The following is a 24359-nucleotide window of genomic DNA, read 5'->3' on the forward strand; positions in this document are numbered from 1 at the left end:
TTTTTGAGCGGAATTAGCAACGATTAGCGTTAGAAAGCTTACGATGAAGTTCGATATAAGAACCTGTTAATAACTCAGTGTTAACTAAATTCAACTGCGCTTGAGCATCACAGTATCGCTCTAGGCCGTGAAAGTTTTCCGCCATTCTTAATCGAATTTGAGTTTCCTTAACAACATCTTTAGATTCAACCGCGTACTTTAACGCTAACGCTAAGTTAGCTTGCGCTTGATTAGGTTTACCTTGCAATTGAAACAAACGAGCGGTATTAAAATAAACAGTGGATATCTGCTGTTTGTTTCCTAATTTAATCGCCCAAGGAATAGTTTCTTGCCAATGTTTTTCAGATAAGCCTAAATCACCCATGTTTCTGGTGACATGACCCAAATTGCCATTAAGCTCTAGTTGAAAATAACTATTGTTACTGTTGCCGTGACGCTTCTGCAAATCAGACAATAAGGCATAAGCTTGCTGAGAATCTCCCATTACCATAAGTGTGTTGGCTAATTGAACAAGACGAATGGGTGAAGGATAAACTTCTTGTAGTTGCTCTAAATAGTCGACTGCATTTTTCAGTACTTTCTTTGCATCATTTCGCTGGGTAATAGAATTGAGCTTAGCGAAGTAAATTAAGATAGTAATTCTAAAACTGGGTGGCACGTCTTCATTATCTTGCCATGGCGCTATCGTCTGTTCTAGTTCTTGCCATCGCTGTAGGTTAAACAAAGCATCTAGCTTGTATTGAATTAAATCTAACTGCACTCGTTTGCTACGTGCATGGTCTAGATCGTGCTCGACAATCTCTAAGCACTCTATAGGAGAAGTTAAACAAACCTCTTCAAGTTTGCCTCGCTCCTTTTTATAGTGATCGAACGCGAACGCTTTTATCGAAAAAGTGAAAAAAGTAAATAAAGCAAAGGTTAATATTCTTTTATTCACAAAGAGATTGGATTCCATTCAATACCCTAAACTGTCAGTATCGCTAATGCTCTCCTTAAAAAAACACCAACAACACGGTTCTGAAACTTCATGTTTGTATATTTGTACAAATGTACATTGTTACCACTAAATTTCAGTGTAAACCAATTACGCCCACAATCCTAGCAGGGAATTGTTTCTAAAATATTCACAAAAACAAAACCCTGATCACAAATTAACCTTTATTAAAACTGAAACAATCGTTGTCTATTTTTTATACATAGCCTATAAAATAAACAACCCATGCTAAAAAAAACAAGGAACGAATATGCTTGGCCTTAAAATAACGATAAAGAAGGGTAAAACCCAAGACGAGCAAACAGAATACTTTTTTGAGCACACCAAAGATTATATTGTTATTGGCAGTGATGCGAAAACATGTGACGTTGCCTTTGACGAAGGCCATAAAGCATCAGGTGTAGCCAATGAGCATATCGCCTTTAAGCGAAGTCTAGGCCATTACCAAATAGACCTAAACACCCACCACTATGTTTTAATTGATGGCAAAGTACCTTTTGAAGAGCAAGAGATTTCCGGCACTTCTACCTTAGTGCTAGGTGAAGAAGTGACTATAGAAGTCGAGGTAATGGACAATCGCATTCAACCAGCAGATCTCGGCAAAAAGCATGTTCAGCCTGGCGCGAAAGTACAAAAGCACAGCAAGTTTTTGAAAGTCGCTTTTATCGGCATTCTTGCGGTTGGACTATTTACTTTTTTGATCCAAAAGAACCTGTCAGATGTAGAAACTAATATAGCTGTATCGCAGGAAAGCATAGATCAAACCGTTGAAAAATTTGACGCATTAACCGCTGAACTGGAACGTGTTCAAGATGAAAATGAAAACATCTCACCAGCCACCATAGAGAAAGTAACGCAATCTGTTTATCTAGTGTTAGTGAGGAATAAAGACGGTGGAGAGCGCCCCGCTGGCACGGCTTGGGTTTTTAACGACGCACAATTAGCTACCAATGCTCACGTTGCAGAAGCTTTTTATCAACTAAAAGCCAATGAACAACTCATTGTTCGTGCGCCAACCTCGCCTTACAAAACACATGTGGTGAAATCAGCATTGCTGCACCCAGGCTATAAACACTATCAAAAGTTGTGGCAACAATATTTACCTACCCAGAAAGTGGGCGATAAGTTATCACCCATGCATACGGCTTCTCCAGCCGATGTTGCTGTATTATCGCTCGTGGATGCTACGGGTTTAAACCCGCCTTTAAAACTGCTTCCAACCTCGCAACTAGCTTCGATTAAATCGGGAATAAAAGTGGCTTACGTTGGCTATCCAGGTGAACGATTATTGCCGGGAAGCTACAAAAGGCCGGCACCTGTCGCTCAACAAGATGAAGTTATTCGCGTAACAGATTTTTTCTTAACTAGGCAAAACAACAATCGCCTTATCCATCATGGTTTACCATTAACAGGAGGCGCAAGTGGTAGCCCAATGTTTAACGCGAAAGGGCAAGTCATTGGCTTAATAAGCTCGATGAATATTACCTATGACGCCAACGGTAGAGCGCCCAATGCTGCTGACGTTAATATGTGCCAGCGCATCGATTTCCTGTATGACTTAATGGCAGATCCAGATCAAGCGCTAGCTAGACTGGATAAAGAATGGCAAGCCAGTATGTCCAACTACTATGCCGGTAGAAGCCAATCTTATAAATCAGTGTTAGACAAAATTGAAAACGTTTTTTCTATCAAAGGGGGCAAGCAAGTTGATTCTGTGAGTCGCAATAAAACAACGAAATCAGACACATCCAAGCTCGCCACTTATATAGAGAAACTCTATGTCAAAGACCCTGGGCTACATGCAGTTGTTTTATCGACAGATAATCAAGTAACGAAATTTAATGTTATCGCCAAAGGGAATAAAAACCTCACCGTGCTTAACTACCCGATTAAATACAGTAACTACGTGCGCTACGGCCTTATCTTAGTGAATGAGCCTGGAGAGTTAGAAATAAAAGTCGCTTTTAAAAAAGCACCGAGACAAGCCAGAAAGTTAAATTATAAGATTTCCCAACATTATTGGGCTGGAAAAATTAACCCATTAGTAGGTGCTTATACAGAGTCATTAGGACAGTTATTTAGTGAAGACGCCGAGAAGTTTAAGCTGGTAAAGCAAGCGAATAAATTAGCCATGGCTAAACAAGTAAAGCAGTATTATTTAACAGGGTTTAACTACACCTTGGCAAAGCCAGGCTACTATGCCTTTGTTAGCGTCCCGCAAAATAAGGGCGAGGTTGACATTATGCTGATCAATAATCAGAAAAAAATTGTTAGAAAAGAAGAGAGTAAAAATGGCGTCGGTTTAACCGTTTATAAAAATAACAAAGCCAATAATTCACTTCACTTTATTTCTTACAGCAACAAAAAGGATGTTGTGCAAAATATGTCGGTTTACTACCTGCCCTTTTTAGATAAAAGTGGTAAAACGGGGTTTTCCGGACAAGCCAATTAACACTGACAAAAAAGCCAGCTGTTGCTGGCTTTTTTAAAAAACGAGTGCAAATTTTTGTGCCTACTCACCCAAAAGATTTAAGGTATTCACATAAAAGTTGGCATCGACCTTAAAGCTTGGGTTCTTGGTATTTACTTCTAGCTTTTGCCAACGAGTCGTTGGTTCAATCCAGCGCGTTTCACCAGCAATCTCAACGCGGATCGGCATAGTAAATTTACCGTTTACATTACTCCATCTTACTTGTACTAAGTCGTCTTTTATTAAGTATTCAAGCACAGGCACTCTATGATCACGTAAGTATTGATCAAAGATAAGTGAAAAATCTTTGCCTGTTGTTTTATTGATGAAGTTTTCAACTTGCTCAGTGGTTACCGTTTGGTGATAAAATTTCTCGCCTAAGCCGCGTAAGGTCTTGCGCCAAAGCTCGTCGTTATCAACAATCATACGAATGGTGTGTAGCATGTTGCCACCTTTATCGTACATGTCTCCAGAGCCCGCACTATGAATGTGATAAGTGCCAATAATAGGTGCTCTATTGCCTATATTAATGCGTTGGCCACGAATGTACTCAAACGCTTTTTCTTTACCGAAGTGATATTCCAAATACAAGCTTTCGGAGTAGTTAGTAAAGCTTTCATGAATCCACATATCAGCAATGTCTTTCGCCGTAACATTATTGGCAAACCACTCATGCCCCATTTCATGGATAATAATAAAGTCGAATAATAAGCCGTTGCCAGTAAGAGAGCGGTCACGCCCTAAATAGCCTTGTTGATAGCCATTACCGTACGTAACAGAACTTTGGTGCTCCATCCCTAAGTAAGGTGCTTCCACAAGTTTGAAACTGTCTTCATAAAATGGGTAAGGACCAAACCAATGCTCTAACGCTTCAATCGTCATAGGCGCTTGTTTAAATTGCTCTTTGGCTTTTTCTAGGTTTTCTCTAAGTACCCAGTAATCCATATCAAGTTCACCTTTCTCACCTTGAAACTTTTCCCCAAAGTGAACGTAATCGGCGATGTTGATATTTACACCATAGTTATTAATCGGGTTTACCACGCGCCAGTGATAGGTTTTGGTTTTGGCTTGTTGATCATGGTCTATTCCCACTAAGCGACCGTTAGAAACGTTGACCAAATGCTCTGGTACTTTAACGCTCATATCAATGCCTTGATCTGGTTCGTCGTAACCATGGTCTTTGTTCGGCCACCAAATACTAGCGCCTATGCCTTGGTTGCTTGAGGCAATAAAATCTATACCGTTACTGTCTTTTGTCCAGGTAATACCGCCATCCCAAGGCGCGCGTTTTGCCGCATGAGGCGTACCAGAATAATGCAATACCACTGACTGTTCAGAGCCTACTGGCTGCTCGTCTTGCAAGGTAATGAAGTAAGTGTAGCCATCTTTTTCAATGTCTAATGACTTATCATTTTGGGTAACTTTGGTGAGTTTAAGCGGCTCTTGCAATTCTACTTGCAAGCGATTTGTTTCACCCAACACACGGTAGCGCATGGTATTGGTACCAGCAATAGTACGATCTGCAGTATTTACTTCAATATCTAAGTGATAATGACTCAAATCCCACCACGCACGTTCGGGTGTAATTGAGCCGCGCAGTACGTCTTGGCGACTACCTTGATTAGATGTGCCTAACAAGCTATCGGCGATCACAGAGGTGGCGGCTGTTGTCGCTAACACAGCGCCTAATAATAACGACAGTGATTTTATTTTCATTGTAATATCTTCTACTTTCTCATGAGTATTTTTAGCTATTACATACTGTATGCCGACTTACCTAAATAAGGCAACTTAGAATCGACAATATGCCGTGTTATTACGATTATTTAGAAAAGTCGACAATAGAGGTCCAACCAAATTAACTTGCAGGCGGTGTTTAGGTTCATTACACTTAGCCTCGCAACTTGTCGGAGTGCACTAATTCAATTGACTTGAGTTAGAGCTGAGATCGCTTTATGCGGGATCCGTAGAACCTGTTCTGATTAATATCAGCGAAGGGAACAAGAATCACATGTCATATCGTGCTTCATCTACGCAATAACTCCGCCTTATTTTTTAGTCAATCACTTACATTTTGTATGGTTTTTAGGTTTCAAACCTGAACGTCGTGCTGTAAGAAAATAACAAGGTGAGAGAACATGAGTTCATTATCCAGACGCGAGCGTCGTCAACAGGCTGAAGAGTTTTTAAAAAACGTTTCAGGCCAAAGCTACCCTAATTCCGAAAAAATCTATGTAAAAGGCACCATTCACGATATCGAAGTGGGTATGCGTGAAATCACCGTTGGCGATACTTTTGTGGGGGGCACAGAAGAAAACCCAGTATTTGAACCAAATGAGCCAGTACGCGTTTACGACACTTCTGGTGTTTACACTGACCCATCAGTAACGGTTGATGTACACGAAGGATTACCGAAATTACGTAGCGAGTGGATTGCTGCACGCCAAGATACAGAAATGCTGACTGGAGCGTCATCTGGATACAGCCAACAGCGTTTAGCAGACGAAGGCTTAGACCACATTCGTTTTGAAAACTTACCTAAAGTACTTCGCGCGAAAGTCGGTAAAAACGTGACACAAATGCACTATGCACGCCAAGGTATTATAACGCCAGAAATGGAATACATTGCCATTCGTGAAAATACCAAGCGCGCTGAAATGAAAGATGAAATTTTAAAGCATCAGCATAAAGGCGAAAGCTTCGGTGCCAATATTCCAGAACAAATTACGCCTGAATTCGTGCGTAAAGAAGTTGCTGAAGGCCGCGCCATTATTCCAGCGAACATAAACCACCCTGAGTCTGAGCCGATGATTATTGGCCGTAACTTCTTAATTAAAGTTAACTCAAACATTGGTAACTCAGCCGTTAGCTCGTCTATTGAAGAAGAAGTAGAAAAGCTGGTTTGGTCAACAAAATGGGGCGCTGACACAGTAATGGACCTTTCAACAGGCCGTTACATCCACGAAACGCGCGAGTGGATCATTCGTAACTCACCAGTACCAATTGGCACAGTACCAATTTACCAAGCGCTAGAAAAAGTAAACGGCGTTGCTGAAGACCTAACATGGGAAGTATTTAGAGATACATTAATCGAACAAGCAGAACAAGGTGTTGACTACTTCACTATTCATGCTGGTGTCTTGTTACGCTACGTACCAATGACAGCGAAACGCGTAACGGGCATCGTTTCTCGCGGTGGCTCTATCATGGCGAAATGGTGTTTATCACACCATAAAGAAAACTTCCTATACACCCACTTCGAAGAAATTTGTGAAATCTGTAAAGCCTACGATGTGTCATTCTCACTAGGTGACGGCTTGCGCCCTGGCTCTATTGCTGATGCTAACGATGAAGCACAATTTGCTGAACTTCATACCTTAGGTGAATTAACTAAGATTGCATGGGAACACGACGTACAAGTTATGATCGAAGGCCCTGGTCACGTACCACTTCACATGGTAAAAGCGAACATGGAAGAGCAATTAGAGCACTGTCATGAAGCGCCATTTTATACCTTAGGCCCACTTACCACTGACATTGCACCGGGTTATGACCACATTACCTCAGGTATTGGTGCGGCAAACATCGGTTGGTACGGCTGTGCCATGCTTTGTTACGTAACACCAAAAGAGCACTTAGGCTTACCAAATAAAGAAGACGTAAAAGAAGGTTTAATTACATATAAAATTGCCGCTCACGCTGGCGATTTAGCGAAAGGTCACCCAGGTGCGCAAATTCGCGATAATGCCCTGTCAAAAGCACGTTTCGAGTTTAGATGGCACGATCAATTCAACCTTGGTTTAGACCCTGAGCGCGCACGTGAATATCACGACGAAACCTTACCGCAAGAATCAGGAAAAATTGCTCACTTCTGCTCTATGTGTGGTCCAAAATTCTGCTCAATGAAGATCACCCAAGACGTTCGCGATTACGCGGCTAAATTAGAAGCTGATGGGCAATCTATTGAAATTAAACTCCTTGACGAAACAGTAAGTGCTGATGCCGCTGCATTAGAAGCGGCGCAACAAGGTATGGCTGAAAAGTCGCAAGAGTTTAAAGATTCAGGCAGCGAAATTTATCACGTAGCAAAATAACGACGAGGTTATTCACACGTGAGTAAACAAAACACCAGTATCGCTATCGTCGGTGCTGGTTTAATGGGGCGGTTAGCTGCGGTGACTTTGTCTCGCCAAGGCTACGCCGTTACCTTGTTCGATAAAGACGACCAACACGCACACCAAAGTGCTGCTTATGCTGCGGCAGGCCTACTTACGCCTCTTGGCGAAGCCATGCACAGTGAAGCCAATATTGTTGAAATGGGCTTTGCATCCATTGAAATGTGGCCTCAGATCTTAGACTCACTTTCTGGCTATACCTACTTTCAACAAGAAGGTGCGTTAATGGTTAGTCATGAACAAGATCAAGGGGATTACCTGCGCTATGCAAGGTTTCTAAAAAATCACTTTAGTGAATATGAAGTTCAACACTTAAATCGCCAGCAAATGCTAGCGCTAGAGCCTGAATTAGGCCGAAGCTTTTCACAAGGCATGTTTCTACCGCAAGAAGGTCAGCTGGGAAATCGTAAACTGCTGGTGGCCTTAACTGAAGAAATTCGATCTCTTGATATTGAGTGGTTAACCAACACTCGCGTCGAGGCAATGAGAAAGGAATCCAATGATAGCGAAGGCTATCGGGTCGCCTTTAATCATCAAACGCGTGATTTCGACTTAGTTATCGACACTAGAGGCTCAGGCGCAAGGGCGAATGAAGCAAGCCAAAGCAATGCGCCACTAAAAGATTTACGTGCGGTTCGCGGCGAAGTATTTCAGTTATTCGCACCAGATGTTCACTTGAATCGACCCGTGCGCTTAATGCACCCTAGGTATCAACTTTATATTGCACCGAAAACGAAAGGCTTTTATGTCGTTGGCGCAACGGAAATTGAAAGTGACGATACCTCACCGATGACGGTGCGCTCTGCCATGGAACTATTAAGTGCCGCGTACAGTGTTCACCCAGGCTTTGCTGAAGCAAATATTCGTCAGCACAATAGCCAACTTAGACCTGCATTTAGCGATAACCAACCACGAGTATCAGTTAATCGCGGGCTAATTCAAGTTAACGGTTTATATCGACACGGATTTTTAATTGCCCCTGTCGTATTAGAACAGCTGTTACATGCAGTGAACACCCATTTTGGTGAAACGAGCGAGTCTCGCTTTCAACATTTACTACCTATACAAGTTAGTCATGAATATATTTATTAATGGCCAGACATTTGAGCTGGCGGCAAGCAGTAACATTGCCGACGCATTAGCTTTATTTTTGTCGGAAGAGCAAAAACAACTGAGCTTTGCAGTAGCGTTAAATCAAAACTTTGTCGCTAAAGGCCAATACGAAACAGTTGAGTTAACCGAGCAAGATTCACTCGACGTTTTGTTTCCAATCCAAGGGGGATAAAAAATGCCACTCTCCATTTACGGAAAAACCTTATCAAGTCGCATGTTAATTGGTTCGGCGTTATACCCATCCCCTGAAATTATGAAAAATGCGATTTTAGCTAGTGGCTCACAAGTGGTGACATTGTCGTTAAAAAGGCAAAATCCACAATCGCAAGGCGGCCAAGAAATTTGGCAATACCTGCAAGAAGTAGTGACGCAAAAAGACGGATATTTGTTACCCAATACCGCTGGCTGTAAATCAGCAAAAGAAGCGGTAACCTTGGCACAAATGAGCCGAGAAATCTTCCAAACTGACTGGGTAAAACTCGAGGTTATTGGCGACGATTACAACTTACAGCCTGATCCCATTGAGCTATTACAAGCAACTGAAACCTTAATTGCCGAAGGCTTTAAAGTACTTCCCTACTGCACCGATGACTTAGTGCTATGTCAACGTTTGTATGATCTAGGTTGTGAGGTGATCATGCCTTGGGCTTCACCAATAGGCACAGGCAAAGGGTTAATGAATCCGTATAACTTAGAAACCATTCGTTTGCGCCTGCCAGACGCTACCTTGATATTAGATGCTGGTATTGGCAAACCCTCCGATGCTTGCCTCGCCATGGAAATGGGCTATGACGGTATTTTATTAAATTCTGCGGTAGCACTAGCAGATAACCCCGTTGCCATGGCGAAAGCCTTTGCTCTTGCGCTAGAAGCAGGCGAACAAGGTTATGTCGCTGGGGTTATGCAGGAAAGACAAACCGCTCACCCAAGCACGCCAACATTAGACACGCCTTTTTGGCATCACCCAGGAGCGTAAACTCACGATGAAATCAGTTAAAACCAAACCCATTGTTTGGAGTATTTCAGGTGCTGATTGCTCTGGTGGTGCTGGCATCGCTGCAGACATTAAAACCGGTCACGCGCTTAATGTGGAAATGTGTCACTTGATCACGGCAAATACAGTGCAAAATGCCCATAAATTAGTATCGGTTAATCCTGTCGAGATAGGCATTTTGCGCCAGCAAGCCCAAGCCCTGTTAGAAGATAAAGTGCCCAATGTTATTAAAATTGGTCTTGTCGCCTCTCGCGCCCAAATTACGTGGCTAACAACTTTGCTATCTGAGCTAAAACAGCAGTATCCCTTATTAAAAGTGGTTTTCGATCCAGTGGGCTCAGCCAGTGTTGGCGGTAAATTTAACGATTTCGAATTAGCCGCTTTAGCAAATGTATGGCCACTTATTGACGTTGCCACGCCTAACTTATTAGAAGCACAAGCTATTTGCTCAAACGATACAGAAAGCACCGAACAGCTTGCTAAGCTTGTTTGCAGCAAAGGTGCTAAAGCTTGCGTGGTTAAAGGTGGTCACAGCAAAGGCAGTCAGGAAAGTGGCATTTCACAAGGCACTGCTGTTTCAAAAGACGTTGCCTACCAAGCTGATTCAGCCATGACTTACCGAGTTAGCAGCTCGCGTGTAGAAACTAGCTATAGTCACGGTGGTGGCTGTAGCTTTGCCAGCGCTATCGCAAGTTTCATAGCCCATGGTTACTTGCTTAGAGACGCTCTAACCCTAACGAAAGCCTTCATACAAAGTGGCTTAAAAGCACAACACGGAAAAAACGACTACTACGGCGCATTCGAGCAAACTTGTTGGCCTGAACTAGCGGAATTTTTCCCGCATGTTGAAGGAGAAATTAACCAGAGATATCACTCTTTACCGGCATTTGCACCTATCAATAGTGCTAGAGGCGAACAAGGGCTCGGATTATACCCTGTTGTTGATTCCATCGAATGGCTTGAAAAGTTATTGCCACTTGGCATCGAAATTATTCAATTAAGAGTGAAGAATAAAACGGAAGATGTTTTAGATGACATGATTGGTCAAGCAGTAGCGTTAGGTAAAAAGTATAAAGCACGCCTGTTTATCAACGATTATTGGCAACTCGCTATTAAACACGGCGCTTATGGTGTGCATATAGGCCAAGAAGATTTACTCGATGCTGATCTTGAAGCGATTCAAGCGTCAGGCCTTCGCTTAGGTATTAGCACGCATGGTTGTTATGAGTTTTTGTTAGCTCAACAACTTAACCCCTCCTACCTTGCTGTTGGTGCTATTTTTCCAACCAATACCAAGGACATGACAGGACAAATTCAAGGTGTCGACAATTTAGCCCAGTTATTAAAGTTAACCACTGAAATTCCTGTTGTTGCTATTGGCGGCATTAACCATGAAAGAGCAAAGCAAGTATGGGCGACAGGTGTAGATTCAATTGCTGTTGTTACTGCCATTACTAAGGCAGAGGACTACCAAAGCTCAGTGCATCAATTTAAAGACATCTTGAAACCAATAGAGAATTAGTTTTAAAGCTCGATAGCTTTCTGAAAAAAGAAAAAACCACGCAATGCGTGGTTTTTCTCTTTTAAAGTTATTATCTTTTTATTTAGCGTGCGCTAATTCACCTGGCACTCGATCACGTTTAATTGGCTGCCAAGACGCGTAAGTTAAGCAACGCCATAACCATTCCATTGGACCAAACTTAAAGAAGCGCAACCACAGTGTGCTAAGCACAGCTTGGAAGGCAATCATGCCGACAACAAACAACATCTGTTCGCTGCGAGATACCTGACCAAACAAGCCCATACCGTAGCCATAGAATACTGTAGTAAATACAACAGAGTGCATTAAGTAATTGGTTAGTGCCATTTTGCCAAGTGGCGCTAACCACGCAAACATTTTATTAAACCAAGCTTTAGCCGATAGTTTCACAATCAAGCCTATGTAGCCGGCACACAAGATATAATGTCCTAAAAAGAATATGTTACCACCAACAGCTTGTAGCTCTCGCGCAGCTTTTGCTGCTGGATGAAGCGCAATATATACGCCAGTAATATTTAAGCTTAAGCCGATAAATAGTCCGCCATAACAAAGTACGTTAAAGAAGCTGGTATGCTCTTCTGGGCGTCTAATGCGATTACTAGCAACTAACCAATAGCCCACCATAAATAAAGGCAAACAAATAAAGAAACTAAAGAAGGGTGTTTTCCCAAGTGCATTAATCGCCTTATCAATACGGTGTTCAGTTGCGGTGGCGTAAGAATCGCTAGTAAAGGCAGCGGCTTCTTCACGAGTGCGATAATCTTGCATTTGGCGATTTTCAAAACGTGTTTGAGCTTGCTCTGCTATGCGCTCTTCACGTGTTTGTTCTTTTTCCACTTCAGTATTGTCGGTGCTAACGTCTCCCGATACAGCGCTTTCACTACCAGCAGAGTCTTCCGTGTTTAACTGAGCATTATCTAGCGCCTCACTTGTTGCCGTTTTGGCTTCAGCTATTTCTGGAGACGAAGTTTTGGTCACTACTTTTACATTATCTTCTTTAGCAGCTTCTGCTTCCTTTTCAGCTTCACGCGCTAAATACTGCTCTTCTGTTAGCTCAAATGTCCCAGCTGCTTTTGCGTCATCAATTAAGGTATCGCGTAATGCTCTAACTTCATATGATTCCTGCCATACTTCTTTGGTTTCATTATGATCTTGTGTAACACCGAAGAAAATCCCGCCCAAAATAGCGAAAACGAATGGCACTAGTAGTAAAGTAAAGCCTGTTTTAGCAAAAGCGGTAGGACTATTGTATTTGCTTAGTTTCTTCCAGCGTAGTAAATAGACAAAGCCAAGAAGGTACATACCACCAACGGCGTAGTCATGCAGGATATCGCCGCCCCAGAAGAAAATCATGTGAGCCATGCCAATGACAAATAGCACTACCATTCGGCGGGTAAACCACCAACCAAATGGCCTACCAACTTCTTGCGCCCTGAGCAGCATAACGGCAAAGCCCATGCCAAATAACAGAGAAAACAGTTTATAAAATTTACCTTCAATAAAAACTTTAACTAGCCAACTAGAGGCCCAATCGCCGCCGGTTTGTGAGTAATCGAATTGAAGTAAGTTAACATCAGGGCGATTAAACCATTCTATATTCATAAACAGAATGCCAATCAAGGCGAGACCACGTAACAAATCCATCACCTGAATTCGTTGTTGGCCACTTACGGGGGCTAAATTTGTTTCCATGACTAAATCTACTTTTATAGTTGTTCCAAGATAAAACAAAACAGCATTTACCATGCCATTACTTTATCTTATTGATAGATATAGATTTTGCCAACTAGTTAGCCATACAAAGTGTTTACAAATGTGTCAAAACCGCCACAAATCGAGCAAATTGACTAGGGCGTGTTGATCTTTCAGGGTTTAATTTTGTTCGAATTAAATGCATTTTTATCGCGGCACTTGTGATACGCATAGTTATTTTTCGCACAGAGCAAGTAACAATGAGAAAAGTGCATGTAAACGAATCCAAAGGACAGCATTTATCATGCCTTTCTACTGCGTTATCACTTATTTATGTGGAATAACCACATGGCATAAGCTCTGTCTTGTATAAAAACATGATAAATTGCTGTAAAAGTAGCCTCGAAAGAGCAACACGCCCTAACTTAACTCACTTGTTAGTTATCAGCGTTTAAATAAATTTTAGGTTGCCATTGTAGCCACTCGTCATCTGCATTTTCATGAAGTATAAAACTATCTCTTTGCAGACCTGACGCTTTTCCCTCTGCTAGGCCAGAGTCCGGTGTAGCGAAGGCTACGCCACCTGACAAAATAGTTTCAATCGATTCAGTATCGATATTAACCCCAGAAAACAAGCCACCATTTACCGACAAGCCACTTGCATTCCAAAACTTGCTGTTGTTTTTAACCAGCGGTGCGTAGCGCTGAGCGATATTAATATAGATTTGCACTTGGTCAGCGGTTGGCGATAAGTCAACGCCAATAACTTCACCGACTTTTACTTGGCGATAAAGTACAGGATTACCAACACGCACAGAGCCTAGTTTATCTGAGTTAAGTGCGATATTAAGACCAATAGGTTTACGCTTAGTAACGGGCGGAATGTCTTCAGCATGAAACTCTTTAGCGAGTTCACCATTGCCTGGTAAAACGCCAATAAAGCCACCTTCTAATAAAGAGCCAACATTGGTAGAGCCAACTAAGCCAAGTTCGGTTTTCGCCATCCAAAACTTGGAGCCTTTTACCGCAAATTTACGACCATTATCATTTAAAAAGGCATACACAGTAGCGCCAAAGTTGTCGGCATTAAACACGACACGAGATACAACACCTACTTCGTGATCTTGGTATTTGAGCTTTAAATTAGTTGTTAAACTTTCGGCATTGTTAAAATGGATTTTAATACCTATTCCCGCTAATCTCGCATATTCCAGATTCTGGTAGAGTGGAAATTCAGCAAGCTCTTCAACCTTATCTTCTTTGCTACTCTCTGGGTTATAGAAACTAATGCCACCACGTAAAATAGCGTCTGTAGATTCAGATTTAACAATAAAGTTGCCAATACCGCCGCTAATGGTAATACCGCTGGCGTTATAAAAGCGGGTAAAATTTGTAATGAGGTGACGATATTCTTCATCAATAGTGACATTAATTAGCACTTTGTCTTCTTTACTGTCCAAAGCAACATTGTCGACCTGCCCTACTAAGATGCCACGATAACTTATAGGTGAGCCAGGATTTACCACGTTACCAGAAAATGCAGTGAGGCTAAGTTGCAGGCCTGCTGATGAACTGTGTTTTGCCGGTGGCGACTGAGACAACATAAAATGGCTCTGCGCTTCACCAATGCCGCTATTAATATTGATATAGGCTCCGCCAAACAACGCATCAGTATCACTTAAGCCAGTTAAAGAGACGTCAGGGCGAACCACCCAAAACTGTGACTTTTCTTTCAATAGAAAACGAAATTCAGGCAAGATACCGAGAGAAACTTTCACTGTTTCTTGATCCCGATGTAAGTCATGAATAGAGCCAACGAGTTCACCGCGATACATAACACGTGTTCCCACAACTAAGTCTGTTGCCGTTGTTGACAACAAACTGACATTTACCTGCTCTTGCGCCATAGATTTACTAGTAAATAAGCGAAACTTGTCGCCATTAACGCTATCTTTTCCAGCTTCATTAAAGTGGCTAAATCCTATACCGCCAGCCAAAATTGATTGCATTGAGTGCGCTTGAACCTCAAAATTTTGCAAGCCCCCCGTGACTGAAAAGCCACTGGTATTCCAAAAGCGTGTTTTTTCGTTCACGTAATTTTGATAATCGGGTTCGATGTAGATATGAATGAGAAACTTGTCCATGGCAACATTTTCAATTGACTGCACGGAGCCCACAGCCTGCTTCTTATAAAAGATTTTCGTTCCTATGCGCAATGATTCAACATCACTAGCCTCTAACACCAAATGAAGACCTGGCTCGTCGTAGCTGTAAGCAGGTTTATAACTATAAACGTTAAATTCATCCTGTGGCTCACCGTCTAACGATGGTCGTAGACTAATATGCGCCCCCTTTAAAACATTATGTAAATTGGTAACACCAGATAAATCTATGGTGGGCGCAGAGACGTAAAACTGGCTCTTGGTCGTCAAATAGGGAACGACTCTAGGGTTCACTTTCGCTTTAGCGGTAATTTGGCGAGCCTGCGGATCAATTTTTTCATAATCTTCAATAACACCTAGTGTGATCCCCTGATATTCAATTGCTGCGCCTCTATCTATACCGGCATCCCAATTCAATATTAAGGTAATTTCGTGACCCATTTCTGCAGACTGGTAATCAGCAAACAAAGTAAACTGCTGACCATTTTCTGCTGGCGGTAATACCGCTTCAAAAATAGGGTCACCAAAGGCGATACCACCAGCAAAAATAGAGGCTAACGATTCGGTTTTTAGTTTGACCCCAGAGGTAAGCGAGCCAGTAAATTCAAAGCCACTAGCATCCCAAAAGCGAGAGTTTTCCTTTACAAGATGGGCATGTTCAGGCTCGATAAATACCAAAATATCCACTAAGCCGGAATTATCATCGTATCTATAACCAGACACATGACCGACGATCATTTGTTTATAACTCACCGGAGAACTCTTACGAATCGAGCCAAGAGTATCAGTTTGTAAGCTAACATGTAGCCCAGGAATATCTTGATCGACAATCGGCTCTTCGCCTAGAGCAACAAAAGAGCGCTGTGATTCGCCTTCACTGTCAATATCTGGCTGCATATTGATATAGCTACCAGAAAGCAAAGTGTCTAACCCGGTAACGCCTTGAAAAGAAACGTCGGCTGTTACGTACCAAAACTGAGTTTTGTCTGTTAACAAAGCTTCTGTACTGGCGACCATTTCTACTTCAACCTGCACCCCTTTTAAATCTTGGGTAACGTCAACGCCACTGACGACCCCAACGGGTAATCCTTTGTATCTAACTTCTGTTTTTCCAACGACTATACCGCTAGCATTATCAAAGCGAATATCAATAAATACACCACGCTCAGAAATCGCTTTTACGATTAGCCAGGCACCAAAGGCTATGGCGATAAACGGTATTAACCAGATAGCAGAGAGGCCTTCTCTTGGTTTAACAACAGCTTCTGGTGGCGATGCATCTAATGTCATATTGTTCTTTTTCTCTGTTATCTAATCTTTATTTCTTAATCTTTGTCCCATAGTAGGCGGGGATCAAAACTGGCTGCGGCAAACATAGTAAAAATAACGGTTAAAGCAAAATAGGTAATACCTGATGCCGCTTCTATCGTGGTAATAAAGCCCAAGTTCACAACGGCAGCCATTACCGTTACCACAAAAACATCGAGCATAGACCAAGGCCCTAAGTACTCAACAAAGTGGTACATTTTGGTTTTTCTTACTTCATTCTTTGCCCATGGGCTTTGTACATGATGCATGAGAATACCTAAACCGACGATTTTCCCTAAGGGAATAACAAAACTGGCGGCAAAGATAATCAGCGCTATAGGGTACATACCGTACTGAATAAAACTCATGATGCCTTCAAGTATGGTGGAGGACTCTTGTACTCCTAATGTATAAAAGCGCATCATTGGATAGACATTAGCAGGGATGAACATGACCATAGCGGCTATCGTCCAAGCCAACGTCCATTGCAAACTTTTTGCTTTTCTCGAACGAAACTTGGCATGGCAACGCGTACAACGTTGCGTCTCGCCCTCGAGATAATTCATTTTGTGGCAATACGGGCAACATACTAAGCCAAGCTCTTTAGCGCTAAGATTCAATAGCCTTCTCCATCTGCTCCCACGCATAATGATGATCTAGCGTAATCGACACTAAAGTGGAACAAAACAATAAAGCAATGAAGCTTATTAACCCTGTACCCGCAGTTACATCTGCCATATCAACAAGTTTATATATAGAAACAACGACGCCGAGGAAGAACACATGCACCATAGCCCAACTATCTAACAAGTGATAAGAACGAAAGAAAACCAAAAGCCCAGGACGGATACGTTTAAATTTTAAAGATAATGCGACGTAAAACGCTGAAACTAATCGAATAATAGGAATGGCGATAGTAAACATAAACACGCACATCGCGATGATGGGATAGCCATCGTTAATCATAGTAGCAATACATTGGATAAGCGATGCTTCGCTATATTGACCAGCCGCACCAACACCGATTATTGGCAGCATAATGGCAGGCAAAAATAACACCATGCCGGCTAAAGCAATTGCCAATGTGCGATTGACGGTATTTTTCTTACGAGAAAACAGTTTTGAGCCGCATCTAGGACATAGCGCATTCTCTCCCGGTGCAATCACTGGAAGCTTTACCAAGGCATCGCAATGCTGGCACGCTATTAACTTGTCTAGATCTAAACTCACGCTTACTCCCTAAACCGTTTCCCCTCAATTACATAAGCTATTGTAAAAGAGCGATTTATACTTGCTAGTATTACATTTAGTTTAGGTGAATAGAAACTAATAGCCAAATGATTTAGGGATAAAAAAATGCAGCCAATCGGCTGCATTTTTAGAAGAGAATTGATGTAAGTTGAATAACTTACTTAAGAGCGGCCATGTAGTTAGCTAGCGCCTTAATGTCTTCATCAGTAAGCTTGCTTGCAACGTCTTGCATCATAGCGTTTAAGTCATTAGCACGACCGCCAGCACGGAATAACTCAAGTTGCGCTTTTAAGTAATCAGCATGCTGACCAGCAACTGCAGGGAAACCAGCTTTGTCCATGCCGCCACCGTTTACACTGTGACAAGCAATACATGCTGTAATACCGCGTTGAGCATCACCGCTAACGAAAAGTTTACGACCTTCTTCGCTAGTTGTCGCTGCTGCAGGCTTTAATGTTTGAGAAGAGTAGTATGCCGCTAAGTTTTGCATGTCTTCTTCATTCAAACCAGCAACCATGCCAGCCATTACTGCGTTATCACGAACACCTGATTTAAATTCTTTTAATTGCTTAACAATGTATGCTTCACTTTGACCAGCGATAGACGGGTACATAGCAATTGACGAGTTACCGTCTGCATTGTGACAAGCGATACATGTTGCAGATTTAGCTTTACCTAAAGCAACATCGCCAACAAATGATTTAACAGCAACTTTAGCAACTGACGCTTTAACTTCACCAACGGCTGCTGGATCTTTAAAGTAAGCACCTAAGTTAGCGATATCTTCATCTGAAAGGTTTGCTGAAACTTGGTTCATCGCAGCGTTATGACGTGCGTTGTCTTTAAAGTTTCTAAGTTGCTTTTCAATATATTCCGGGTGTTGGTTAGACAGGTTAGGATTAATTAATACATCACTGTTACCGTCTTTACCGTGACAGTCTTTACACGCTGTAATGCCGCGCGCTTTGTCACCGTGTTCATAAAGAGCTTTACCTTTACCAGCGTCTGCTACATAAGCAGGAGTTGCTGCAGCTGCAGGAGTTGCCGCTGAAGCACCGCCACCAGTAGAAGCTGATTCGTTTGCAGAACCATCGCGGTTAAATGCCGCGAAGTAAGCTGCTACGTCAGCCATGTCTTGGTCGCTTAAGTTCACTGCCATTGGCGCCATTACAGGGTCTTTACGCTCGCCCGATTTAAACGCTTTTAATTGCTTAACAATGTAATCAGCGTGTTGGCCAGCAATGTTAGGGTAAGTAGGTGTAGTACCGATACCGTTATTACCATGACAAGCAGCACAAACTACAGCTTTTGATTTGCCCGCTTCGGCGTCACCAGCAAAGGCATTGGCTTGAGATACCATACCCAACCCGATGACCAGTGAAAATAAGACTTTTTTCATGGATTGCTCTCTGTTTTATTGCGCTTGATTCATAGCCAATCAAGCATAGTCTAAAGTTTTTAATTATCGCGGCATTTTACACGAAACCACAGATTTTTTAAGTGGGAGGTTAAAAAAAACAGCAAAAAAAGTAAGGTTTTGACGAATTTTTTCCAAAAACAGATATAATGACGCCCCAAGAAACAGCAACGAGGTTATTTAGCTTGTCTGAATTAGCAATCCATTTATCAAAAGCCAAATTTGTCATCAGTGCCCCTGATATTCGTAAACTGCCTGCCGACACAGGTATTGAAGTTGCGTTCGCAGGTCGCTCTAACGCTGGTAAATCAAGTGCGCTAAATACCTTAACGCAACAAAAAAGCTTAGCTCGTACCAGTAAAACACCAGGTCGAACTCAGTTGATCAATGTATTTGAAGTTTCACCAGAACAACGCTTAGTCGATTTACCGGGTTATGGTTTTGCTAAAGTTCCACTTGAAATGAAGAAAAAATGGCAACGCGCATTGGGTGAATACCTCGAAAAACGTGAATCACTAAAAGGTCTTGTGGTGTTAATGGACATTCGTCACCCACTAAAAGATTTAGACCAAGACTTAATCGAATGGGCGATTGACAGCGAACTTCCCGTTCTCGCTTTATTAACTAAAGCTGATAAGTTATCCCAAGGTAAAGCTAGCGCCGAAGTGTTAAAGGTGAAGAAAGCATTAAAACCTTTAGGTGGAGACGTTAAAGTCCAAGCATTTTCTTCACTGAAAAAAACCGGATTACCGCAAGCAAATCAAGTCATTTGTGGCTGGTTAGCCTCTGCTAACAGCGAAGACGACGAAAGCCTAATTATCGAAGAATAAATTTTTTAGCAGTCACTTAAAATCGCAGATAAAAAGTGGCTGCCATCCTTTTAAAGTAATCACCTCCCCCTTTTTAAAGACGAAAAAAAACCGAAGATGAATCATCTCCGGTTTGATAGCTTTGGGGAAAGCTAGAAAAATTATTACAACAGGCGTCCGCTAGGAACGAATTCAATTATAGAGTATAGACTCTACAAAAGTAAAGTCTTTACTCTAAAAAAGTTGTAATTTGTTAATATGGCGACAAACTTTAGAAATTTTCTGAAACATTTCCTACAAAATTTATGAGATAAAGTGCTTATTTAATAAGCTAGTTTAGCTACTTTTGCTGACAGCGCTCCTTATACTAAATGCCTGCTAACCGCACTAACGTATAAGGAAGGTTTTTATGCCAACTAATCTATCCCGTAGTTTAATTTCAGTCTCTTTGTCTTGTTTGCTATTTGCTAGCTACAGCTATGCAGAAAACAAACTTTCTCAATTAACAGGAGCATACTTTGGGCAAAAACCACCTGGATTAACTGCACAGCCTTTCGCTCTTGATATTGTTTCATTAACTGGTCGTCATGAGTACGGAATGGCTTTTTCTCCTGCATTAGACGAAATCTATTACTCAACTCAGAAGCCAGATGATGTTGCGGCTATTTATACGTCTAAGATTAAAAATGGTGTATGGCAACCCATTAAGAAATTGTCGCTTACCAAAGGGCAGAAAGCCGGTGAAATGCACCCTTTTGTCAGTAAAGACAATAACAAAATCTATTTCACCGCATATAACGCAGACTTTACCGACACTAAGATTTGGGTAGCTGCTCGTCAGGATAAAGGTTGGTCTAGCCCGTCTAAACTAGATTCTCCTGTTAACAATGAAGAAGTGTTCTATTCCTCCATAGCTAACAACGGAGATTTGTTCTACACCGATATTTTCAAATCTAAAACGTATTATTCTTCAATTAAAGGTGGAAAGTACGCGAAACCTAACCCCGCAGATATTGCCTTTGGCCTACACCCTTTTATTTCACCTAATCAAGACTATTTGCTGGTTGATGCAGTTGCAAAAGATCAAAACAGGAAAGACAAAGATATTTATGTTTATTTTAAGATGAGCGATGGTTCTTGGTCAGCTCCAATAAACCTAGGTGAAGCAGTAAACTCTTCTTACTATGAAACAGTACCTAGCGTGACACCTGACGGCAAATACCTGTTCTTTAGCCGCTATAATGAAGAAGGCGGCATGCTATCAAACTTTTATTGGGTAAGTACCGAAGCAATAGAAAGGCTTAGACCTAAAGAGTAATATCGCCAAGCTTAAAATTAGTTTTCACTAAACGTGTAAACTTTGGCCTTCTCGCTGAGTAACAAAAGCTCCTTGTTGGTGTCCAACTCATCCAGCTTAAGCTTCTTATGGTCTATCAATAATTGCGCCATCGCCAACTGTCTTGCTTCAAATACTGCTAGTGCCATAGGGTACTTTTCACCATATGCCTTGAAACTTGCGGTATCTATAATTTTGGTTTGCGCAACTAATGGCTTGAGAATGTTTCGTGGAAAGCCCCAAAGTTTTGCAATGTTTAACGTTAACTCTGGGCCATACTTTAAAACTAAACGCTTAAAGTCTTCACTGTTTGGCTGATCGTCTGGGCTCACAATAGCAAATGCGTCTACTAACAAATGAAAGATAACCATGTTTCCTAGGTTGGTAAGTAACCCTAATAGGTAAGCTTCGCTTTGATTAAGCTGCTGGCTTGTCGCTAGGTCTTTTGCAATTAGCCCTGTCATTTGACTATGTTGCCAAATAAGTTTGCCGTAGCTTTTATAGTAGACTTGTTTGGTGGGAACCATTTTACTGATAAAGCCGTTAATAACACCTTCCGTTAACCCTTTTTGTCCGAGCAGCATGAAAGCATTGTGTAAATCGACAACATCTTTACCTGAGCGGTTATAAATAGCAGAGTTGGCGAGTTCTATGACCTTAGCGGCGATAATCGCGTCTTGCTCTATCAAAGTAATTAGTTCGTCCACGTCAAAATCATCTGATTGCGACTTTTCAATGATCTGGCTAAGGGCCGCAGGAACAATTGGTAATGAATTGACTATGTACTTTGGGTGTTGCAGAAGGCGAACGATATTGCTTTCAATAACACGTGCAATATTGGAATTAGACGGACCCTGCGAAGGTGGGTCCATAATTAAAGTAAAAAACGCACTAGGTAGAGATTCATTTACCTGATGACTTTCTGTCGATTGCTCAGAAAAAGAAAAGGTTTGAACCGACTCTTGAATATCTTGTTCGCTTTCTGCGCTTTCACTTCGTGATTCTTCAAAATAAAAGTAATTGGTAGACGCATTACTATCTTTCTTAGAAAAGATTTTACTGAGCAGTTTACGAAACATGTAATAGGTAGAAAATGACAGGGTGTATAGTTAATTCTAGCGTTGATTTTCTATTTCCCCAAGCACTAAACATGAAAACCAACAAAGTGTTAATACAGAACAAATAAACATTAATAATTTACTTCTATTTTGAGACATCAGGCCAATAATTGGACTCCAATACAATAAAATGACCTATACTAAAGACATTCACCAAAAGTTAGCAAGTATCATAAATGTTAATTGAAAACCCTACTGAATTTATTGATAACTCCTCTATTGGAATTCATGCGGTATCTTCCGACGGTATTATTCTTTACGCAAATATGTGTGAGCTTGATGTGCTAGGTTACAAGCACTCTGAATATGTAGGTCGTCATGTAGAAGAGTTCCAGTTAGATGCTGACTGCCTAGCTGACATGATGGATAAACTTAGTAAATTTGAAACACTGAAAAACTACCCTGCACGTGTTAAAGGAAAACACGAGATTAAATACATTATCTATAACTCCAGCGTGTATGAAGTTGATGGTGAGTTTAAACACACCAGATGTTATGGCACAGAAGTGGATAAAGCGATTTACGATGTGTTCGTCAAACACCTTGAGTAATATTGAGAAAATTAAAGACCGCAGGCAGCGTTAAATTTTCTAGCCCTTAGTGTAATAAATCCTTTTAACTACAGACTACTTGCTTGAAACAATTGATTTATTGAAAATCAAACAGTATTACAGAAAATAGGAATTGGGCATGCTTAAGGCAATAAAAACAATCGAGCTAAACGATAAAAAGAGTGATTTTAAATTGGGATTAGTACTCTCAATGGTTCTGGCGGCATTATCATTTTTTGCGGCCGGCTTAGTTTACGCCAATTCTCCTGATACTTTCACCGCAATCAAGTTGTTAGTAACTATTATTGGCGTAAACGCCTACTTGGTTTACATCCTTTTAAAAAAGCTTAACGATATTACAAAGTAACGGTTTATACCTATTCACTAAAACGATATCTAAACGCCTTCACATAATTAGTTAATGGGCAAGAGAATTTTCTTCAATTTCCTCCTGCCCTTTTTATTTACGAATAATCTGTTTAACCCTTTCACTTAGCTTTTTTGAATAACAGGGTCATGCGATTAGATTCGCCTATAGCGTCTACTTGCTTTTTTTTCTTAACGTCCTCTCCTGTTCCAAAGTAAGTTGGTGGCAATCGCCATACAATATCAGTATTTGAAGGCTTATCTTTTGGATTTTCATTGATATTGCTAGTTGCAACCAAAGTAAAGCCCGCTTGCTCAAACGCTTTGGTGACCATGCTTAGCTTCAAATAACCTCTAGTACCATCAGCCCCTTCTTCTGATGCTGACTCGTAAAGTTGATGCTGAACAACGCCAACATAGCCATCATCCTTTAACATGCGATGAGCTACCTTTAGCGCTTCAGTTAATGTCCCCGCTTCATTTTCAAAACGCTTTAAGTTGTGTAATGCTCGAATAAATAAGACACGATCAACGCTGTTGTTTAAAGATTCGGGCACGGTTGCAAATGTGTAGCCATCGCTTTTAATCTTGTTATTGGTAAAGGAACTAACTTTCTCTGGAAATTGCTTAGTGGCAGCAATGCGCTGCTTGATAACGTCTTGACCAAAAAAACCAAAGCGCGCCCACATATCGTCATTGTAGTTAAGGCCGTATAACGCACCATTTGAGCCTAAGTAATTCGCTAAAATCTTGCTATACCATCCACCGCCGGGTAACACCTCAGTAACAGTCATACCTGGCGCTACTTTAAAAAACGCCAGGGTTTCTTGTGGATGGCGAAATTTATCACGCGCTTTGTCTTCTTGAGTTCGACTAGCTATTACCTCAGTTAATGATTGGTTATCTGCTGCATTGCCACCTTGAGCAAAGGCTGCAGAGTTAAACGAAGATAATACGCTTACTGTAATCATCATTGATGAAATCAGGCGTTTACGAAACATGTCTTTGTCCTCGAATTAGTCATTGTTTTTTCCTTAACACTAAATGTATGCACCAAGTATGG

At 41.4% G+C, this 24359-nt stretch carries 19 protein-coding genes and 1 riboswitch; of the genes, 10 read left to right on the forward strand and 9 right to left on the reverse strand.

All coding sequences use genetic code 11. The features are described 5' to 3' along the window. Positions 1–13 precede the first annotated feature (13 nt). On the reverse strand, positions 14–955 hold the full coding sequence (locus ACOB80_RS09035; protein ID WP_473165493.1) for a tetratricopeptide repeat protein: 942 nt from the start codon (positions 953–955) through the stop codon (positions 14–16). A 289-nt stretch (positions 956–1244) separates the two neighbouring features. Between ACOB80_RS09035 and ACOB80_RS09040 the strand changes: the two genes are divergently transcribed. Continuing rightward, positions 1245–3446 carry a trypsin-like peptidase domain-containing protein gene (locus ACOB80_RS09040; RefSeq protein WP_473165494.1) on the forward strand — a complete coding sequence of 734 codons (2202 nt, stop codon included), beginning with the start codon at positions 1245–1247 and terminating at the stop codon, positions 3444–3446. Between the two features lie 60 nt (positions 3447–3506). Here the strand turns inward: ACOB80_RS09040 and ACOB80_RS09045 are convergent, their stop codons facing one another. Then, positions 3507–5180, reverse strand: coding sequence for a M1 family metallopeptidase (locus tag ACOB80_RS09045; RefSeq protein ID WP_473165495.1), 1674 nt, complete (start codon positions 5178–5180; stop codon positions 3507–3509). 182 nt (positions 5181–5362) lie between these two features. Continuing rightward, positions 5363–5481: riboswitch (TPP riboswitch) on the forward strand. A gap of 121 nt (positions 5482–5602) precedes the next feature. Between ACOB80_RS09045 and thiC the strand changes: the two genes are divergently transcribed. From thiC to thiE, 5 genes are read left to right on the forward strand one after another with little or no spacing between them, the layout of a single operon-like run. Next, a complete protein-coding gene (gene thiC, locus ACOB80_RS09050) occupies positions 5603–7558 on the forward strand; it encodes a phosphomethylpyrimidine synthase ThiC (protein ID WP_473165496.1) in 1956 nt (651 codons plus the stop codon). Between the two features lie 18 nt (positions 7559–7576). Continuing rightward, on the forward strand, positions 7577–8731 hold the full coding sequence (thiO, locus tag ACOB80_RS09055) for a glycine oxidase ThiO (protein ID WP_473165497.1): 1155 nt from the start codon (positions 7577–7579) through the stop codon (positions 8729–8731). Continuing rightward, positions 8715–8924: a sulfur carrier protein ThiS gene (gene thiS, locus ACOB80_RS09060; RefSeq protein ID WP_473165498.1), complete on the forward strand. Its 210-nt coding sequence runs from the start codon at positions 8715–8717 to the stop codon at positions 8922–8924. Before thiO ends, thiS begins: the two co-directional genes overlap by 17 nt. Before the next feature lie 3 nt (positions 8925–8927). Beyond that, positions 8928–9728, forward strand: coding sequence for a thiazole synthase (locus ACOB80_RS09065; RefSeq protein WP_473165499.1), 801 nt, complete (start codon positions 8928–8930; stop codon positions 9726–9728). 7 nt (positions 9729–9735) lie between these two features. Then, the gene (thiE, locus tag ACOB80_RS09070) at positions 9736–11268 is read left to right on the forward strand and encodes a thiamine phosphate synthase (protein ID WP_473165500.1); all 1533 of its coding nucleotides are present in this window, start codon (positions 9736–9738) and stop codon (positions 11266–11268) included. 78 nt (positions 11269–11346) lie between these two features. On the opposite strand, the gene ACOB80_RS09075 is transcribed toward thiE, so the two are convergent. From ACOB80_RS09075 to ACOB80_RS09095, 5 genes are all read right to left on the reverse strand, one after another. After that, complete coding sequence (locus ACOB80_RS09075; RefSeq protein ID WP_473165501.1) at positions 11347–12978, reverse strand: DUF418 domain-containing protein; 1632 nt, start codon at positions 12976–12978, stop codon at positions 11347–11349. A gap of 437 nt (positions 12979–13415) precedes the next feature. Beyond that, positions 13416–16430, reverse strand: a complete 3015-nt coding sequence (locus ACOB80_RS09080; protein WP_473165502.1) for a PqiB family protein — start codon at positions 16428–16430, stop codon at positions 13416–13418. Between the two features lie 35 nt (positions 16431–16465). Then, positions 16466–17068 carry a paraquat-inducible protein A gene (locus ACOB80_RS09085; RefSeq protein ID WP_473165503.1) on the reverse strand — a complete coding sequence of 201 codons (603 nt, stop codon included), beginning with the start codon at positions 17066–17068 and terminating at the stop codon, positions 16466–16468. Next, entirely contained in the window at positions 17058–17678 is a 621-nt protein-coding gene (locus ACOB80_RS09090) for a paraquat-inducible protein A (protein ID WP_473165504.1), read from the reverse strand. The genes ACOB80_RS09085 and ACOB80_RS09090 overlap by 11 nt, the downstream gene beginning before the upstream one ends. 178 nt (positions 17679–17856) lie before the next feature. After that, positions 17857–19098, reverse strand: a complete 1242-nt coding sequence (locus ACOB80_RS09095) for a c-type cytochrome (RefSeq protein WP_473165505.1) — start codon at positions 19096–19098, stop codon at positions 17857–17859. A gap of 203 nt (positions 19099–19301) precedes the next feature. Here ACOB80_RS09095 and yihA point away from each other — a divergent pair, with 203 nt between their 5' ends. Continuing rightward, positions 19302–19946: a ribosome biogenesis GTP-binding protein YihA/YsxC gene (yihA, locus tag ACOB80_RS09100; RefSeq protein ID WP_473165506.1), complete on the forward strand. Its 645-nt coding sequence runs from the start codon at positions 19302–19304 to the stop codon at positions 19944–19946. Between the two features lie 388 nt (positions 19947–20334). After that, entirely contained in the window at positions 20335–21243 is a 909-nt protein-coding gene (locus tag ACOB80_RS09105) for a TolB-like translocation protein (protein ID WP_473165507.1), read from the forward strand. A 17-nt stretch (positions 21244–21260) separates the two neighbouring features. Here the strand turns inward: ACOB80_RS09105 and ACOB80_RS09110 are convergent, their stop codons facing one another. Beyond that, entirely contained in the window at positions 21261–22340 is a 1080-nt protein-coding gene (locus ACOB80_RS09110; RefSeq protein ID WP_473165508.1) for an HDOD domain-containing protein, read from the reverse strand. Between the two features lie 215 nt (positions 22341–22555). Between ACOB80_RS09110 and ACOB80_RS09115 the strand changes: the two genes are divergently transcribed. Beyond that, positions 22556–22930 (forward strand): diguanylate cyclase, encoded by a 375-nt coding sequence (locus ACOB80_RS09115; protein ID WP_473165509.1) that lies wholly within the window; start codon positions 22556–22558, stop codon positions 22928–22930. Positions 22931–23069: 139 nt separating this feature from the next. Continuing rightward, positions 23070–23297: a hypothetical protein gene (locus ACOB80_RS09120; protein WP_473165510.1), complete on the forward strand. Its 228-nt coding sequence runs from the start codon at positions 23070–23072 to the stop codon at positions 23295–23297. 121 nt (positions 23298–23418) lie between these two features. Here the strand turns inward: ACOB80_RS09120 and ACOB80_RS09125 are convergent, their stop codons facing one another. Then, complete coding sequence (locus ACOB80_RS09125) at positions 23419–24297, reverse strand: class I SAM-dependent methyltransferase (RefSeq protein WP_473165511.1); 879 nt, start codon at positions 24295–24297, stop codon at positions 23419–23421. Positions 24298–24359 lie beyond the last annotated feature (62 nt).

It is taken from the genome of Thalassotalea coralli (assembly GCF_055786205.1).

What these genes read in the sequence shown, in the direction of transcription:
- ACOB80_RS09065 (WP_473165499.1), top strand. Translation starts at nt 8,928, where the DNA reads ATGCCACTCTCCATTTACGGAAAAACCTTATCAAGTCGCATGTTAATT.
- thiC (WP_473165496.1), top strand. Translation starts at nt 5,603, where the DNA reads ATGAGTTCATTATCCAGACGCGAGCGTCGTCAACAGGCTGAAGAGTTT.
- ACOB80_RS09080 (WP_473165502.1), bottom strand. Translation starts at nt 16,430, where the DNA reads ATGACATTAGATGCATCGCCACCAGAAGCTGTTGTTAAACCAAGAGAA.
- ACOB80_RS09120 (WP_473165510.1), top strand. Translation starts at nt 23,070, where the DNA reads ATGCTTAAGGCAATAAAAACAATCGAGCTAAACGATAAAAAGAGTGAT.
- ACOB80_RS09035 (WP_473165493.1), bottom strand. Translation starts at nt 955, where the DNA reads ATGGAATCCAATCTCTTTGTGAATAAAAGAATATTAACCTTTGCTTTA.
- ACOB80_RS09125 (WP_473165511.1), bottom strand. Translation starts at nt 24,297, where the DNA reads ATGTTTCGTAAACGCCTGATTTCATCAATGATGATTACAGTAAGCGTA.
- ACOB80_RS09095 (WP_473165505.1), bottom strand. Translation starts at nt 19,098, where the DNA reads ATGAAAAAAGTCTTATTTTCACTGGTCATCGGGTTGGGTATGGTATCT.
- ACOB80_RS09115 (WP_473165509.1), top strand. Translation starts at nt 22,556, where the DNA reads ATGTTAATTGAAAACCCTACTGAATTTATTGATAACTCCTCTATTGGA.
- ACOB80_RS09045 (WP_473165495.1), bottom strand. Translation starts at nt 5,180, where the DNA reads ATGAAAATAAAATCACTGTCGTTATTATTAGGCGCTGTGTTAGCGACA.
- thiS (WP_473165498.1), top strand. Translation starts at nt 8,715, where the DNA reads ATGAATATATTTATTAATGGCCAGACATTTGAGCTGGCGGCAAGCAGT.
- ACOB80_RS09105 (WP_473165507.1), top strand. Translation starts at nt 20,335, where the DNA reads ATGCCAACTAATCTATCCCGTAGTTTAATTTCAGTCTCTTTGTCTTGT.
- ACOB80_RS09040 (WP_473165494.1), top strand. Translation starts at nt 1,245, where the DNA reads ATGCTTGGCCTTAAAATAACGATAAAGAAGGGTAAAACCCAAGACGAG.
- thiE (WP_473165500.1), top strand. Translation starts at nt 9,736, where the DNA reads ATGAAATCAGTTAAAACCAAACCCATTGTTTGGAGTATTTCAGGTGCT.
- ACOB80_RS09075 (WP_473165501.1), bottom strand. Translation starts at nt 12,978, where the DNA reads ATGGAAACAAATTTAGCCCCCGTAAGTGGCCAACAACGAATTCAGGTG.
- ACOB80_RS09110 (WP_473165508.1), bottom strand. Translation starts at nt 22,340, where the DNA reads ATGTTTCGTAAACTGCTCAGTAAAATCTTTTCTAAGAAAGATAGTAAT.